The organism is Gardnerella sp. DNF01157, assembly GCF_049244225.1.
GTDB classification, from domain to species: Bacteria; Actinomycetota; Actinomycetes; order Actinomycetales; family Bifidobacteriaceae; genus Bifidobacterium; species Bifidobacterium leopoldii.
Genome location: NZ_CP058388.1, coordinates 310,994 through 326,872 on the forward strand (window position 1 = coordinate 310,994; position 15,879 = coordinate 326,872).

A 15,879-nucleotide genomic window follows, 5' to 3' on the forward strand; every position below is an offset into this window, starting at 1 on the left:
ATGATTGATAAAACAAATAAGCAATTTACTCGCAAGAACACCGATAGCGTGGAACAAGCTGCAGCAATTCAAGCGCCAACAAATAAGAACATGATTATTGTTGCAGGAGCTGGAAGTGGCAAAACGTATACGATGACTCGTCGCGTTATCGACCTTATTGAGCGCGGAGTTGCTCCTGAAAGTATTTTGGGGTTGACTTTTACTAATAAAGCAGCTTCTGAGCTGCTTGCAAGAGTTGCTCAAGCTGTAAGTCAGCATAGTAGCGAAATAAATAAGCTCATTAATAACGGAAATTCTGCATCTTCAAGTGGCTTTTTGAAGCCAGAAGTAATGACATACGATGCTTTTTTCCAGTCAATTGTGCGCCAATATGGTTTGCTCGTTGGATTTGATCAAAATACGCAACCTTTAAGCGATGCAGGTGCGCGCGAATTAATAAAACCGCTAGTAAACGATTATGTTACTAATCATGCGGAAATACTGTCTTGGTATAGTTTTGATGCGCTTATTGATGACGTGCTTGCGCTCGCAGCAGATATTTCATGCTCGATGATTGGCATAAATAGCAGGGGAGAGTCTATAGATAGCACGTCTAAAGCTGTTCTAGAAATTCAAAAGTGGAATAACGCTTGGATTGAACATTTGCAAAAAGCAATTGATTGTGCTGAAACTACTGAAATAATTGCAAAAAAGCCTAGCTCTATTAAATTGCGTCGCGGAAAAAACGATTCGGATGAAAAATATTTCGAAAAGTGCGAAAATTACGGAAAAGAATACGTAGAATACCTGAATATTACATTAAAAAATAAGTGTTATGAATCTTGTAATAACTTGCTTGAAGCTGCTAAGAAGCGCAATGCATTACTTGAATTAGTTTTGGCTTTTGACGCAGCAAAGCAGCGCGCAAATATGGCGCAATTTAGCGACTTTACTATTGCTGCATACCGTTTGGTGACGCATTTTCCTTCTATTGCAGAGCAGTATCGCCGCCAATACAGCCAAGTTTTGCTTGACGAATATCAAGATACTTCTACCACTCAAGCAATGCTGATTGCAACGCTGTTTCATAAAAAAACTAGCGGTGTTGAAGAAGCTAGCGTTGTTGCGAAAACTAGTGAAAATCAAGACTTTTTGACTACTCAACAAACGCATATTGCTGCAGTAGGTGATCCCTTCCAAGCTATTTACTCGTTTAGAGGAGCTAGTTCCGGAGCTTTCAGAAAGCTTGAGCAAGCACTAAATATCGACCAGTCAAGTGAGTTTTCTCTTACAAGAACGCGACGCAATTCGCAGCTTATATTAAAAGCTGCAAATTCTATTACGAAACCTTTGCGAGTGCCTCCGCTTCGTCATAGTAGTTCACTTGCTACAGAAGTAGAAGTGAAAAACTTGCAATACTTAGATAATGCGCCAAAAGGTACTTTTAGTGTGTTAAATATGCCTACGCAATATCAAGAAGTAGAAGCCGTTGTGCGTTTTGTAAAATATGTAAAACATAATGCGCTATCTGAAAACGACGATACTAATTCTGCATCTGCTAGAGTTGCAGTTCTTTTCCGTAGCAAAAATAATATTCCGTTATATGAAGAAGCATTACAAAAAGCAGGTTTGCGCACTCTTACTGTTGGGTATTCTGCATTGCTTGAAAAACCAGAAATTCGAGATGTTTTAGCTCTTCTTTCTGTTGTTGCAGATCACACAAATACTCAAGCTTTGATGAGATTGCTTGCAACTCCTCGTTTTGCGCTTAATACTGATGATTTGGCTGCTATAGCTAATATTGCAACATCAAAGAATATCGAATATGTTTTTCGTGCTTTAGTGCAAGCAGGTTTAGTAGACGCTGAAACTCCTCGCTCTAAGTGGTCGCAAGTTGTTCGAGAACAGCAATCTCAAGCTTCGCAAACCAATAGTATTCATGGTGGAGTTTTTGTGGCGGATGTTTTGCTTGAAGCATACGAAACTCAACTAAGCGAAGAAGCAAAAAATAACGACAAAAACGACAATAATTTGCTTTCTGAGCTAAAAAATAATTTAAGCTCTAAAGCTTATGTAGCAGTGTTAAGAATAGGGCAAATGATTCATGCAATACAACGTGCTCAATCTGGCTCTTTGCAAGATATTATGCGCGTTGCTGTAGAAACGCTTAACGTTGATATTGACGTTGCGCTATCTCGTGCGTTTATGAATGATACTTCCTCTAATGCAACGCTTCTTGACGATATGCACTCTACTGTCGATTCTATTTGTCTACTAGCAGACGCGTATTTGCAAGAAATGAGCGATTTTACAACTCCTACTTTGCATGGGTTTATGTCTTGGATTTTCAATATAGACAAAATTAACGATCAACCTTCTTCAGTGGATGAACCTGCGGATGTCGTATTAATGACTATTCACCAATCGAAAGGTTTGGAATGGCCTGCTGTAGCGATAGTTGGGCTTAATGAAGGCGTCTTCCCAAGTAATCAAGGCGATAATTTGCGCGTAATAGCAACGCAACAAAGTGGCGTGTACAGGGAAAGGGCATACGCAACGCTCGAAGTTGCTGCAAAAGTGCCTGTTTCTATGAGAGTGGATGCAAATATATTGCCAAGATTCCCTCACGATGTTGATCTTGAAACTAGCATGGAACCTCAAAAATCTTTGAAAAATATGTTAACTGTAGACGATATCGACGCAGAAGTTTATGGTTCAAGAGCTAGAGAAATGTTTGATTTGGCAGAAAAGTTCCATGAGCACGAGCAGGCTCCAGTAGAAGCGATTCCTTCAGAAGCTAGAAAAGTGTATGACGCTGTGATGAAAACTGGCACATTGCCTCTTTCGCAAGTCGAGGAGCGTGGGCGCGCTTTGCACATTGACGAGCGTCACCTTATGTATGTTGCTTTGACGCGTGCTAAATTCGCAGCATTGCTCACTTGCAGCCAGTCTAATGCTATGAGCGTTGTTGAGAATAAAGAAAATTTTGCAAATAGTGCAGCTTCTTCTGTAGATGAATCTTCAAATATTTCAACTTCTAGAGTTAAAAAACCTTCTGTTTTTTGGCAGGAAATGTATGATTCAATGCGCGGATCTGAAGAATCTCCGGTTCAGTTCACAGCTAAGGTTTCAGATTCTTCAAATCAAGTAGGTTATGTTGTAGGGGAGTCAGCTTCGCAACTTGCGCAATTATTTAGCGAGGAAAGCTCTATTCCAACTGAAGATAATAAGAAGCAATTATCTTGGCCGAGTGCATCTAGTGAAGCTATACGTAGTGTATTGCAAAAATCTGCGCAAGACGTTGTAAATTCAAAAATTAGTAATCAAGTTTCTGGTATTTCAAAAGATAATTCTTTGCTTTACAAAGCTCAAGCTTTGCTACAAGATGCGGATTTAATGCCGAAAATTGATTGGTATTGCAACATTCAAGAGTTAAAAAACAGAGCAGAGCAGCTTTCTAATGTTGAAAATGTCAATGTGACTGCTGTGCAAAGGCGCGCTATGTTTCGTAATGATTATTCGCGCGCGAATGAAGATTTTGATGATGCGGATGCTAAACGTTTGCGAAAGGAATGGATGGCAATTATTCGCCCTATTCCTAGTGTTTCTTCGCCTGCTTCTGATTTGGGAACTCGTTTTCATGCCTGGGCTGAACAGTTTATAAAAACTGGTTGTGTGAATAAAAATTCTATTCAGTATGACGTTGATGAGAACGTTGATGAGAACGTTGGCGAGAACGTTGGCGAGAACGTTGATGAGAACGTTGCTGGAGCTTGCGAGAAGATTTCGCAAAATGCAAAATCTTCTGAGCGCAAATTGTTGATATGGAAGCAGCGTTTAATAACATCAAAATGGGCGCATCGCCGTCCTATAGCAGCAGAGCAGCCGATTGTAGCTCATGTTCCAGAATTAGGCGATCAAATTATTAATGGCAAAATCGACGCAATATTCGCAGGTGGTTTAAATCCAGAAGATTCAAGCAAATTGTACACGATAGTCGATTGGAAAACCGGTAGAAAACCAACCAAGCCACAAGATATTGCGCTTAAACTTGGTCAGCTTGACTGGTATCGTCTGCTTTTGTCTCTTATGACTAAGGTTCCGCTTGATGCTATCGATGCCACCCTTTATTATGTGAACATATCGGATGAATGTGAACGGGAAATTCATGCCGAGCAAAAAACGAAAGATGAGATCCTTGCCGAGTTACACTCTGACACGTTAATCTCCCTCGATGATGATGACGCATAAATGTTGCTATTGCAATCATTTTGCCGCAATTTATTTGCTGCAATTTTTGTTTGCTGTAACGTATTTTGCGCCGCGATTGAAACGCATCGTGCATCACTTCGAAAACGTGCAGATTCCTCGTGCAGTGTGTGTGGGCGGGCATACGCACAACATCGATTTGAGTATGAAGTAAGGAAGAATCATGACTGTTGAATTTCGTTCTGTAAAACTCAGCGATATTGATGCAATGGTTAAAGAATATGAACGTACTTGGGGTATTGCGCAAGAAGTTGGGAAAGATGCTTCGTTAAGTCTTTCTCGAAGATGTGTGTTGCATTACTTGGAACCTTCAACGCATGGTACTATTGCTGAAGTAGACGGTAAGTTTATGGGTCTGCTTTTGGCGCGAGTTTTTGGCGCACCTGTTTTATTTCCAGAAGTAGGGAGAATGCTTCGCGAGCAAGAAGCCGCAATGAAAGAAAATTGTGACAAAAACTATGCTCTCGCTTTAGAAGAAGCGTATGGCATGCGCGCGTTGGAAACTAAACTTGAAGCGAAATCTCATATTAATAATTTAACTCAAGCGGAATTGGAGCTTTTCCTTGTATCTCCGGATGCTCGTGGGCATGGTGTCGGTGGAGGCTTGTGGAAGCGAACAATGCATATGCTAAGAAATAATGGCGTAAATCGTTACTATTTGCATACTGATTCAGCGTGCGACGTAAGCTTTTATGATTATCACGGGCTTAGAAGAGATGCTTCTTTTATGCGTTCGGATCATCCTTATGAAGCTAAGAACGTGAAATCTTTGGTGGATGACTTGTATATTTACTCAGGTGAGCCGAGAGTTCGTTCAAAGCAAGCGAATGCTCGTTCTAAGACGCGCTAATAAAAAATATGCAAATGTATAACGTGTGTGACTTGCTTGACAAAAGGAGCAAAGAAATATATGTCGTCGCAAACGGCAACTAATAAAGCATCGGTATTTTCTCAATATTCTAGATTATTTTCATTTAATGGAGCTAAAGCGTTTTGCGTAGCAGGCGCAATTGCGCGTTTGCCAATGTCTATGATTGCGTTGGGGATTGTTCTTGCATTAAACCATTTGTATAACAACTGGACTATTGCTGGAGCAATGTCTGCGTCGTATGTGCTTGCACAAGCTGCGGTAACTCCTGTGTATGCTAAGCTTTTCGACCGTTTTGGTCAGCGTAAAGTTGGAGTTATTGCGCTAAGTGCACAAGTAATCGCTATGATTTCTTTTGCATGTGCAGCGTTATTTAAGGTTCCTCTTGTTTTGCTTTTTGTGCTAGCAATTGTGATGGGCGTAACTCAGTTTGCTTTTGGCGCGTTGGTGCGTACTCGTTGGGCTTATACATTGCGTGCAGAAGATGACGATTCTTTATTAAACGTTGCTTATGCGTTGGAATCTGGTATCGATGAAATTGTGTTTATATTAGGACCTATTTTAGCTGCGTGGTTAGCAACTTCTGTGCATCCTGTTTCGCAATTATTCGTGCCAGTATTTGCAAGTGGATTGGGCGGAGCTTGGTTCTTTTCTCTAAAAAATACTCAACCTGCTGTGCTTAAAGTAGTGGAAGTTCCAACTGCTGCAGCTGAAGACGTTGATGTATTAATCGCTTCTCAAAAAGAAGATGAAATTTCTAAAGATTATGCGGAATCTCAAAAGCAAGAACCGAAACGCTCATTTGCAGACAAATTTAGTCTTAAGCAATTGCACAATCATCACTCAAAAAAGCGTGGCAAAAACGTGCTGCTTTACCGCGGTATTATCCCGCTAGTGCTCATGTTTGTTGTGTTTAATATGAGTTTTAGTGCATTTGACGTGTCTGTAACAGCTGCAATGAAAGCTCAAGGACTTGATCATTTTATTGGTATGCAGCTGGCATTGTTTGCATGCGGTTCGCTTGTGGGAGCGATTATTTTTGGATCGCATAAATTCCGCGGTTCTAATTGGTCGCATTTGATTGTATTTTTGACTGGTTTAACTGTTGGATTTGTGCTTATGAGTCTTAATATTGACAGACTTATGCTTATGAGCGTTTTTGAAGTGCTTTCCGGCTTATGCGTTTCGCCAATTTTTGCTACTGGAAATCTTATCGTTAAAGCAACTGTCCCTGAAGAATCGCTTACGGAAGGTCTTTCATGGCTACCAACTGCGTCTGCTGTCGGCTGTTCTTTAGGTTCGATGGCTGCTGGAGCTGCAATCGACTCGTGGAATTCGCATGCCGGAATGATGGTTCCGTGGATTTCAACAATGGCAGCTATACCTATCGCAACGTTCGGCTGGTTTATTGTAATGGTGCTTAAAAAGCGACATTAACTGCGCACGCGTGTAAAGTTTCTGCCGCTTTTTGGCTAGGGAACGGCAGTTTCTTTACGCCGCTGTAAAGTTTCTGCCGTTTCAGTAACAAAAGCTGAGTTGAGTCCTAACGGTACACTAGAAAGAAGTGCGCAATATCGCAAGATGTAGTGAGATGAATATGAAAATAGAATATGATGAACGTACTGAGGAAATTCTTGCTGAAGTAGTACGCGATGCGTTGCAATCTGACGCTGATAATATGCGTTCTCTTAATAACCAAGAATCTTCTGCGTCGTCTAAGCAAATTCGACAGTCGGTGAAAAAAGTGAATAAAAAAATGTCTTCTGATACTTCAACTAAATCAGTATCTACTAAAGATGTAAAATCTGCTAAAACTAAATCAACTAAAAAAGCTAAATTCAACAAAGAAACTAAAACAGAAAACGCAAAGTCATCAACTCGTAGAACAGGAAATGTTCTTCCTCCTGTAGTTAACGATCAAAGAGAAGGTGCGCTTATTGCGCCGCCAAAGTATCGTAAAGGCTCAATGCGAATCGTACCGCTTGGTGGTTTGGGTGAAATCGGCCGCAATATGAACGTAATTGAATATAACGGTCATATTCTGCTTATCGATTGTGGTGTGCTATTCCCAGAAGAAGAGCAGCCAGGCGTTGATTTGATTCTCCCAGATTTTCACTACATTCAAGATCGCTTAGACAAAGTTGAGGCATTGGTTTTAACGCATGGTCACGAAGATCATATCGGTGGTGTGCCTTACCTTCTTAAAATGCGTCCCGACATTCCGTTAATTGGTTCAAAGCTAACTCTTGCTTTTGTGGAAGCTAAGTGCAAAGAGCATCATATTGATCCGGAGCTTATTCGCGTAGAAGGTCGCGATAAGATGAAAGTCGGTCCGTTTAACCTTGAATTTATTACTGTTACGCATTCTATTCCAGATGCGCTCGCTGTGTGCGTAAAAACTCCAGCCGGAACGCTTATTGATACTGGAGATATTAAACTTGACCAGCTTCCTCTTGACCATCGCATTACTGATTTAGTTGAGTTCGGGCGTTTAGGTGAGCAAGGCATAGATTTGCTTATGGCTGATTCCACTAATGCTGAAGTCCCAGGATTTGTGAAGCCTGAAACTTCGATTGGTCCGGCTTTGGATCGCGCTTTTGCTGAAGCTACGCGCAAAATTATTGTTGCTAGCTTCTCAAGTCACGTTCATCGCGTGCAACAAGTAGTTGACGCTGCGCATAAGTTTGGGCGCAAAGTTGTGTTCGTTGGTCGCTCGATGGTTCGTAATATGTCAATTGCTGCGGATTTAGGCTACTTGCATATTCCTGAAAATACTGTTGTTGACTTAAAACAGGCGAAGGATATTCAGGATGACAAGCTCGTATACATGTGCACTGGTTCACAAGGTGAGCCTATGGCTGCGCTTGGGCGTATTGCAGATGGCAGTCACCGAGATATTACTGTTAACGAATTCGATACTGTTATTCTTGCAAGTTCGCTTATTCCAGGCAATGAGCATGAGGTTTACAAAGTTATTAATAAGCTTGTGCAGTTGGGTGCGCGCGTAATTAACAAAGATAATGCTGCTATCCACGTGTCTGGTCATTGCAATGAAGGCGAGTTGCTGTACTTGTACAACATTGTGAAGCCAAAGTGCGCCATGCCAATTCATGGTGAGCATCGTCACTTGGTTGCAAACGGATTGATTGCAGTAAAAACTGGCGTTGATCCAAATAACGTTGTGCTTGCTGAAGACGGCGATGTTGTGGATTTGTATCATGGCAATGCTGCAGTTGTTGGTTCTGTGCCATGCGGTTACGTGTATGTTGATGGTGATTCTGTCGGTGAGCTTACAGATGAAGAGCTTGAAAAGCGCAGAATTTTGGGCACGGAAGGTTTCGTTTCGAGCTTTGTTGTAGTTGATACAGAGCACGCTGACGTGGTTTCTGGTCCAAAGATTTTCTTGAATGCTGTTGCTGAAGACGAGGCTGATTTTGAGAAGGTTCGTCATCAAATTGTTGAACAGTTGCAAGATGCTATGATGCGCGGCGAGCACGATACTTATAAATTGCAGCAAATTATGCGACGCACATTGGGCAGTTGGGTGGCTCGCGCTTTACGCAGGAAGCCTATGCTCGTTCCGGTAGTTGCGGATATTGCAAAAAATAGTCAAGAATAATGAAAAATAATCAAAAATAAAGAAAAATATTCGCGATTATTCGTAAATAGCTGAAAATAATCGTAAATATAATTAAAAATAAGAAAAAATAAGAAAGGTACAAAATATGCCAGGAGCAAATCTTACTCGCGTAGAAGCTCAAGAGCGTTTCGACGCTATCCAAATGCCAATTCACTACGATGTTGCGCTCGATTTAGGAAAAGGCGGACGCGATTTTACTTCGCGCACAAAGATTGAGTTCGATGCTAAGGCTGGTAGCGCAAGCTTCCTCGATTTAATTGCAAACAGCGTAGAATCCGTGGTGTTAAACGGTACCGATCTTGACGTTTCTAAAGTTTTTGCAGACAGCCGAATTGAGCTTGCAAATTTGCTTGAGCATAATACCGTAGAAGTTGTAGCAAACTGCCAGTATTCCAACACGGGCGAGGGTTTGCACAGAAGTGTCGATCCTTCTGACGGAAACGTGTATTTATATACTCAGTTCGAAGTGCCGGATGCTCGCCGTGTTTATGCTGTATTTGATCAGCCAGATTTGAAAGCTGTTTTTGATTTTACGGTTGATGCTCCAGAAAGCTGGATTGTGACTTCCAACATGCCAGTTAAAAGCGAAACAGTGCTGGAAGGACGCGAAACTGAAGCAGGCACTTTGGAAAATGGCACTGTAGAAGGCATGAAGCGCTGGGTATTCGAGTCAACTCCAAAGATGAGCTCTTATTTAACTGCTATTTGCGCAGGACCTTACGCTGGGTGGCACACAACTTACGACAACGAAGACGGTCGCGTAGTGCCAATGGCAATGTACTGCCGTCAGGCACTTAAAGACGCTTTTGCAAAAGACGTTGACTACTTGTTCGATATTACGAAGAAAGGTTTTGCTTTCTACGCTAAGACTTGGGGAGTGCCATATCCGTACGCAAAGTACGATCAGATTTACGTGCCAGAATATAACGCTGGAGCTATGGAAAACATTGGTATGGTTACGATTCGCGACCAGTACGTGTTTGAATCCAAAGTTACAGACGCTTATGCTGAGCGCCGCGTTGTAACAGTTTTGCATGAGCTTGCACACATGTGGTTCGGCGACTACGTGACCATGAAGTGGTGGAATGATTTGTGGCTTAACGAATCCTTCGCAGAATTCACTTCTACTCTTGCAACTGCTGAAGCAACCGAATGGCATGACGCTTGGAGCACTTTCAATTCCGGCGAAAAAAGCTGGGCACTTAATCAAGATCAGCTTCCAACAACGCACCCAATCGTGGCTCCAATCAACGATTTGAATGACACTTCCGTCAACTTCGACGGCATCACTTATGCAAAGGGTGCTTCCGTATTGAAGCAACTCGTAGCGTATGTTGGTCGCGAAAAGTTCTTTGAAGGAATCCATAACTATTTGAGCAAGCATGCATACAGCAACGCAACTTTGGCCGATTTGTTGCACGAGTTAGAGCTTACAAGCGGCCGCGATCTTAAAGCTTGGAGTGCTCAATGGCTTGAAAAGGCTGGAATTAACACGATTTCTACCGAAGTCGAAGAAGCAGGTGACGGCACTATTGCTTCCTTGCGTTTGCGTCAGAGCGCGCCAGCTGAGCATCCTGTTCTTCGCGCACACCGTTTGGCTGTTGGATTCTACAATGTAGACGAAGCAACTGGCGAAATTAAGCGCACAAAGCGAATCGAACTTGACGTAGACGGCGAAGTGACGGAAGTTGTTGAGGCGCGCGGCGAAAAAATGCCAGCACTTATCCTTGTAAACGACGACGACTTGACTTACACGAAGCTACGTTTTGACGAAAAGTCGCTTGAATTTGCTGCCGAAAACTTGTATCGTTTCAAGGATTCTTTGACTCGCTCACTTATTTGGCTCGCGTTGTGGGACATGACTCGCGACGCAGAATTCCCAGCAGAACGCTTCGTGGAACTCAGCCTTAAAGCTTTGGCAACTGAGCGCGAATCAACTACTTTCCGCTATGCTCTTGGTCAAGTGAAAGTAACTGCAAGCCACTACGTTGTCCCAGAGCGTCAAGCAGAAGTCGCAAAGCATGTTGCTCACGAATTGTGGCAGTTAGCTTTGGCAGCTTCTGCAGGTTCCGACGAGCAATTCCAGCTCGTTAAGGCTTATCTTGGATACGGCGAAGTTGGAGATGCTGAGTTCTTGCGCGTAGCTAACGGATTGCTCGACGGTTCCGTGAGTTTGGAAGGCTTGGAAATCGACAACGACTTGCGCTGGAGCATTTTGATTGCGCTCGCAGGCGTGAATGCTTTGGACGAAGCTGGAATTGACGCGGAACTTCAAAAGCGCGACACGACTGAGAATCGCGAATACGCTTACCAGGCTCGTGCAGCTCGCTCAACTGCAGAAGCTAAGGATTGGGCTTTTGAACAGGCTTTGCGCAATCTCGATTTGACGAATATGCAAATGGGCGCTGTGGTTGCTGGATTTGCAAGCACAGCTAAAGGCGATTTGGTTAAGCCTTATGTTGAGCGCTACTTTGCTGAAGTTGAGTGGATTTGGAAGAACCGCACATTCCATATGGCTGAGGCTCTGATTGAGGGCTTGTATCCTGTGTATGCGCCGGTTGAGGAGCTGGTTAAGCACGGTGAAAAGTGGCTTGAGGCTCATGCTGATGCGGATCAGGCTTTGCGACGCATGGTGCTTGGTAGCCTTGATTCTTCGCGTCGCACGCTTAAAGTGCAGCACTACAACGCTTCTTTGCGCTAGTGCGATGTCCTGCTTTCGCGCTGCATTGAGCAAGTAAGTTCTTGTTTAATGTGGCGCGAGTTTTTTTGTTTAATGTGGTGCTTGGCTGGCAGTTTTCTGGAGTGGCTGTGAGGGGTGGGGTTACTTGTCTCGCAGCGCTACGCTCCTATACCTCATTTGGACTAGTGGATAGGTAGTTAAGTTTAGTTTTTTGCTTACTTTTTCTGCGGAAATAGTTATTCATCATCACGATTATTACTATCGCTCCGCTTTTATATTGCTCGACCAAGCAACACCCACCCCTCACTACTGATAAAACCGCTAGTGTTTTGTGGTGTGGTAGGAGAGTCTGGTGCAGTTTGTGCAGCAGCGCGAATGCTAGTGTCCACTAGGGGATAAGTATTCAATATCTGCAGAGCATGAATGTTAAAGTTCACTAATCAACAAGTAATCGATGTTCGCAGAAGTATTACTGCAAAGCTTCTTTGCTGCGCTAGCGCGTTATGCGAAACAGTGAGTAGAATTGCGGATAGTGTGTGACGCGCTAGTATGCGATGTTGTTTGCTTGCGCGCAAGAGAAGTGATTTTTGCGAAAGAGGCTTTATTATGCCAAGAATGTTTGGTACAGACGGTGTGCGTGGATTAGCAAATCGCGATTTAACAGCGCAGCTTGCGTTAGATTTAGGTGACGCTGCAGTGCGCGTTTTGGGAGATAAAAGCGCAGTTGCGTCTGCTGCAGAAGAAGAAGCGTCATCAGATACCTCTTCTCGCTCCGCTCACGCTCGTCGCCGCGCGCTTATTGGTAGAGATACTCGCGTTTCTGGCGATTTTCTAGCTTCTGCTCTCGCTGCTGGCATGAGTGCTGGCGGTTTTGATGTTATCGATGCTGGAATTATCCCAACTCCTGGCGTTGCTTTCCTCACTTCCGTGCTTAACGTTGAAATGGGTGCTGTTATTTCTGCGTCGCATAATCCTATGCCAGATAACGGCATTAAATTCTTTGCGCGCGGAGGCTTTAAGCTTCCAGATAGCAAGGAAGATGAGATTGAGGCTGTGCTTGGTCAAGATTGGGAGCGTCCAACTGGTGCTGGTGTAGGTCGAGTCAGCCATGATACTACTACAGCTACTAACTTGTATATTGATCATTTAGTTTCTGCTGTTGCGCCTTTAAGTAACGCTTCTACTACGCGCCCAAAGCCGCTTGCAGGTTTGCGTGTTGTAGCAGATTGCGCGAATGGTGCTACTTCTGTTGTTGCTCCTGAGGCTTTGCGCCGCGCTGGTGCAGAAGTTGTAGTTATTAACGCATCTCCTGACGGCTACAACATTAACGATCATGCGGGCTCGACTCATCCTGAGCAGTTACAAGCTATGGTTAAAGCTTCAAAGTCTGATTTGGGCGTTGCGTTTGATGGCGACGCAGACCGCTGCTTGGCTGTCGATGAAAACGGCAATATGGTTAATGGCGATCAAATTATGGGTATTCTTGCTCGCGCTAAAAAGGCTGAAGGCAAGCTTAATCATGACACTCTTGTAGTTACAGTTATGAGCAATCTTGGCTTAAAACTTGCTCTTAAAGATATGGGTATTGCAACAGTGCAAACAAACGTTGGCGATCGCTACGTTCTTGAAGAAATGCTCAAGCACGATTATTCGCTCGGCGGCGAGCAGTCTGGTCACGTTATTAATCGCGAATTTGCAACCACCGGCGACGGTACGCTTACTGCTTTGACTTTGTGCCGTGAAGTTGTGCGTTCAGGCAAGAAACTTTCGCAAATGGCTGCAGACTTCCCACAGCTTCCGCAAGCTCTTGTAAATGTGCCAAATGTAGATAAAATGGCTTCGAAAACTAACGCAGCTGTGCTTGCAGCTGTTGAGAAAGAATCGAAACTTCTTGGAGATACAGGTCGCGTGCTTTTGCGTCCTAGCGGCACCGAGCCTCTTGTGCGCGTTATGTGCGAGGCTGCAACTCAAACTCAGGCGGATGAGGTTTGCGCTCGTCTTGCTCAAGTTGTGGTTGATAATCTGAAGTTATAAGTTTGCTTACTTTTGCGTTCTCTGTTTGCTTACATCTCAGTCGGCTCTAGCAGTGCGCAAATAATTTTGATACACTTATATCTTTAGTGCTGCTTTCAAATTCTGCTCGCGGCATGTAAATTTTGTATATTTTCGCGTTATTATGCGCGTTATTTAAAACGGTGAAAAGGAGTCCTATGTTTACGCATCACGCAAGTGTTGATACTAAGCTCAGTCGCGCTGTTGAGCGCTTGCTTGATTCCGCTACAGAAGACGGCATTTTGCCGATTGTGCAGGCAGGTGAGCCTGTTCTTCGCCAGCGTACTGTTGCGTATGATGGTCAGCTTACACGTGCAACTCTTACTAAGCTAATTTCGTTAATGCATAGCACAATGTTGGAAGCTCCGGGAGTTGGTTTAGCTGCTCCTCAAATTGGTCTTGGTCTTGCTATTGCTGTTATTGAAGATCATGTTCGTGATGATGAGGACGATCCTCGTGACATCGCAGAGCTTCCGTTTAGAGCTATTATTAACCCTCATTATGAGCCTATTGGTACGCAAACTCGTAGTTTTTATGAAGGTTGTTTAAGCGTTTCCGGCTATCAGGCTGTACGTCAACGTTGGCTTGATATTCAGGCTACTTGGCAGGATGAGGACGGCAAACAACATTCCGAGCGTTTGCATGGTTGGCCTGCGCGTATTTTCCAGCACGAAACAGATCATCTTCGTGGTGAACTTTATATTGATCGTGCAGAAATGCGTTCACTTTCCACTGATGAGAACCTTGAGGATTATTGGGCAGATGAAGCAGTTCCAGTGGCGGCGGCTCGCACTTTGGGATTTGCTATCTAGGTTTTATTGTCAATTTATTTATTAATTTGATTTTGTTTTTGATTAATAGATACTGACTATATTTTTCTGTTTTTCTATTTTTGCGTCGTATTTTTTACTGATTTATGTCGTGTTTATAGAATTTTTTGTTTCAAACAAGCACTTTTTTGTTACGTCTGGTTTGTTTTGTGTGCTTTTAGTAATAGAATTGAGCGCAAGTGGTTTGTTAAACATTTTTCGGTTAGCAAATTTATGGGATCTGTTCCATTAACAAAGGAGAGACGAGTGAAAGTTTGCGCTCAATGCGGTACCCAGAATATTGATACTGCAAAATTCTGCAAGGGTTGTGGTAACAAGTTTGAGGCTGCTCAGCCGGCACCCGTTCAGCCGGCACCTGTTCAGCCAACACCTGCTCAGCCGGCACCTGTTCAGTCAGTACCTGTTCAACATGCTCCAGCTCAGCCAGTGCCTGTTCAGCAAGTGCATGTTCAGCCTACACCAGCTCAGCCGGCGCCTGCTCAGCCTATTGCGCAGCATGCTCCTCAGTTTGCGCGTCCTAGTATGCCTCAGCAGGGTATGCCAGCTCAGCCAGGAATGCCTCAGCAGGGTATGCCTCAGCAGGGTATGCCAAATATGCAACGTCCAGGCTATCCATATGCTCAGCAGGGTATGCCAGCTCAGCCAGGAATGCCGGGTATGCAGAATCACCCAAATACTCCAGGCGTTTCGCACTATAGCCAAATTTCAAACCAGCTTAATGCTGAACAGATGATGAACTTCTTCCGTTGGTTAGTAACTGCTCTTAAGAATCCTTCCCAGAGGTATCGCGTATCTAATATTTACGCAGTTTTAATTTCTGTGATTTCTGGTTTGCTGTTTGGTTTCCAAGCATATTTCTCTTCGCTTTCTTTCTACAATGCTTCTAATAGCACTGCTTTGGAACTTGTATCTAAGTTCGCTGGACAGCAAACTCCTGGTGTGCCTTTTACACTATTCTTCTATAAGTTTGTTATTGGAATGATTACCGTATACGCTGTATACGGTGTAGCTTTGCTTGGCATGAAGATGTTTGGTGAAGAGGTTTCGCCAGCTCAGCTTCACGTTCTTTTTGCTCAGAAACTCGTACCGCTTTTAGGCTTGCAAATTGTTTCAGTGATTTTGACTTTCATTGCTCCATCTATTCCTGTTATGAATTACTTTAAAGGAAAAGTAGAAGGCAGTGATTCTTTAGTTGCATCTATAATCTACAGCAATTCAGACATCTCATTGTTAATGAATAATCCTAGTGCTGTTTTGCAAGTTCCATCTATGTCTTTGCACACACTTTACTTGGTATTATTGATGCTCATTCCTGTATCGTTTATGGCAACTGCACACTACAAGGGTAAGCTTGATCGTGAGTGGATGTGGGTTATCTTTATCTTGATTGGAATTGTTGCAATATTTATCGTTGCTGCAATCAATACTGCTATGGTTAATTCCTTGGTTCCTTCGAATAATCTTATGAATAAAGCACAAGACCTAGCTAATTTATTTAAGTAAATATATCTAATAAGTCATAAGCCTAGCAGTCTTGTCTGCTAGGCTTATTTTGTAAAAA

General features: G+C 43.2%; 8 protein-coding genes. All 8 read left to right on the forward strand.

What is annotated here, in order from left to right; translation table 11 throughout:
• The 8 genes from HXT38_RS01115 (at position 1) to HXT38_RS01150 (ending at position 15,821) form a co-directional block, all read left to right on the forward strand.
• The gene (locus HXT38_RS01115; protein WP_421791898.1) at positions 1 to 4,230 is read left to right on the forward strand and encodes a UvrD-helicase domain-containing protein; all 4,230 of its coding nucleotides are present in this window, start codon (positions 1 to 3) and stop codon (positions 4,228 to 4,230) included.
• 181 nt (positions 4,231 to 4,411) lie between these two features.
• Complete coding sequence (locus HXT38_RS01120) at positions 4,412 to 5,098, forward strand: GNAT family N-acetyltransferase (RefSeq protein ID WP_116442816.1); 687 nt, start codon at positions 4,412 to 4,414, stop codon at positions 5,096 to 5,098.
• A gap of 60 nt (positions 5,099 to 5,158) precedes the next feature.
• Positions 5,159 to 6,553, forward strand: a complete 1,395-nt coding sequence (locus HXT38_RS01125) for an MFS transporter (protein WP_174163674.1) — start codon at positions 5,159 to 5,161, stop codon at positions 6,551 to 6,553.
• A gap of 154 nt (positions 6,554 to 6,707) precedes the next feature.
• Positions 6,708 to 8,735: a ribonuclease J gene (locus HXT38_RS01130; RefSeq protein WP_004118687.1), complete on the forward strand. Its 2,028-nt coding sequence runs from the start codon at positions 6,708 to 6,710 to the stop codon at positions 8,733 to 8,735.
• A gap of 106 nt (positions 8,736 to 8,841) precedes the next feature.
• On the forward strand, positions 8,842 to 11,457 hold the full coding sequence (pepN, locus tag HXT38_RS01135) for an aminopeptidase N (protein ID WP_410299564.1): 2,616 nt from the start codon (positions 8,842 to 8,844) through the stop codon (positions 11,455 to 11,457).
• 585 nt (positions 11,458 to 12,042) lie between these two features.
• Positions 12,043 to 13,470, forward strand: coding sequence for a phosphoglucosamine mutase (gene glmM, locus HXT38_RS01140; RefSeq protein ID WP_004118692.1), 1,428 nt, complete (start codon positions 12,043 to 12,045; stop codon positions 13,468 to 13,470).
• Positions 13,471 to 13,646: 176 nt separating this feature from the next.
• Positions 13,647 to 14,300: a peptide deformylase gene (locus tag HXT38_RS01145; protein WP_004107289.1), complete on the forward strand. Its 654-nt coding sequence runs from the start codon at positions 13,647 to 13,649 to the stop codon at positions 14,298 to 14,300.
• Between the two features lie 231 nt (positions 14,301 to 14,531).
• Positions 14,532 to 15,821 (forward strand): hypothetical protein, encoded by a 1,290-nt coding sequence (locus HXT38_RS01150; RefSeq protein ID WP_421791901.1) that lies wholly within the window; start codon positions 14,532 to 14,534, stop codon positions 15,819 to 15,821.
• Positions 15,822 to 15,879: the final 58 nt, after the last annotated feature.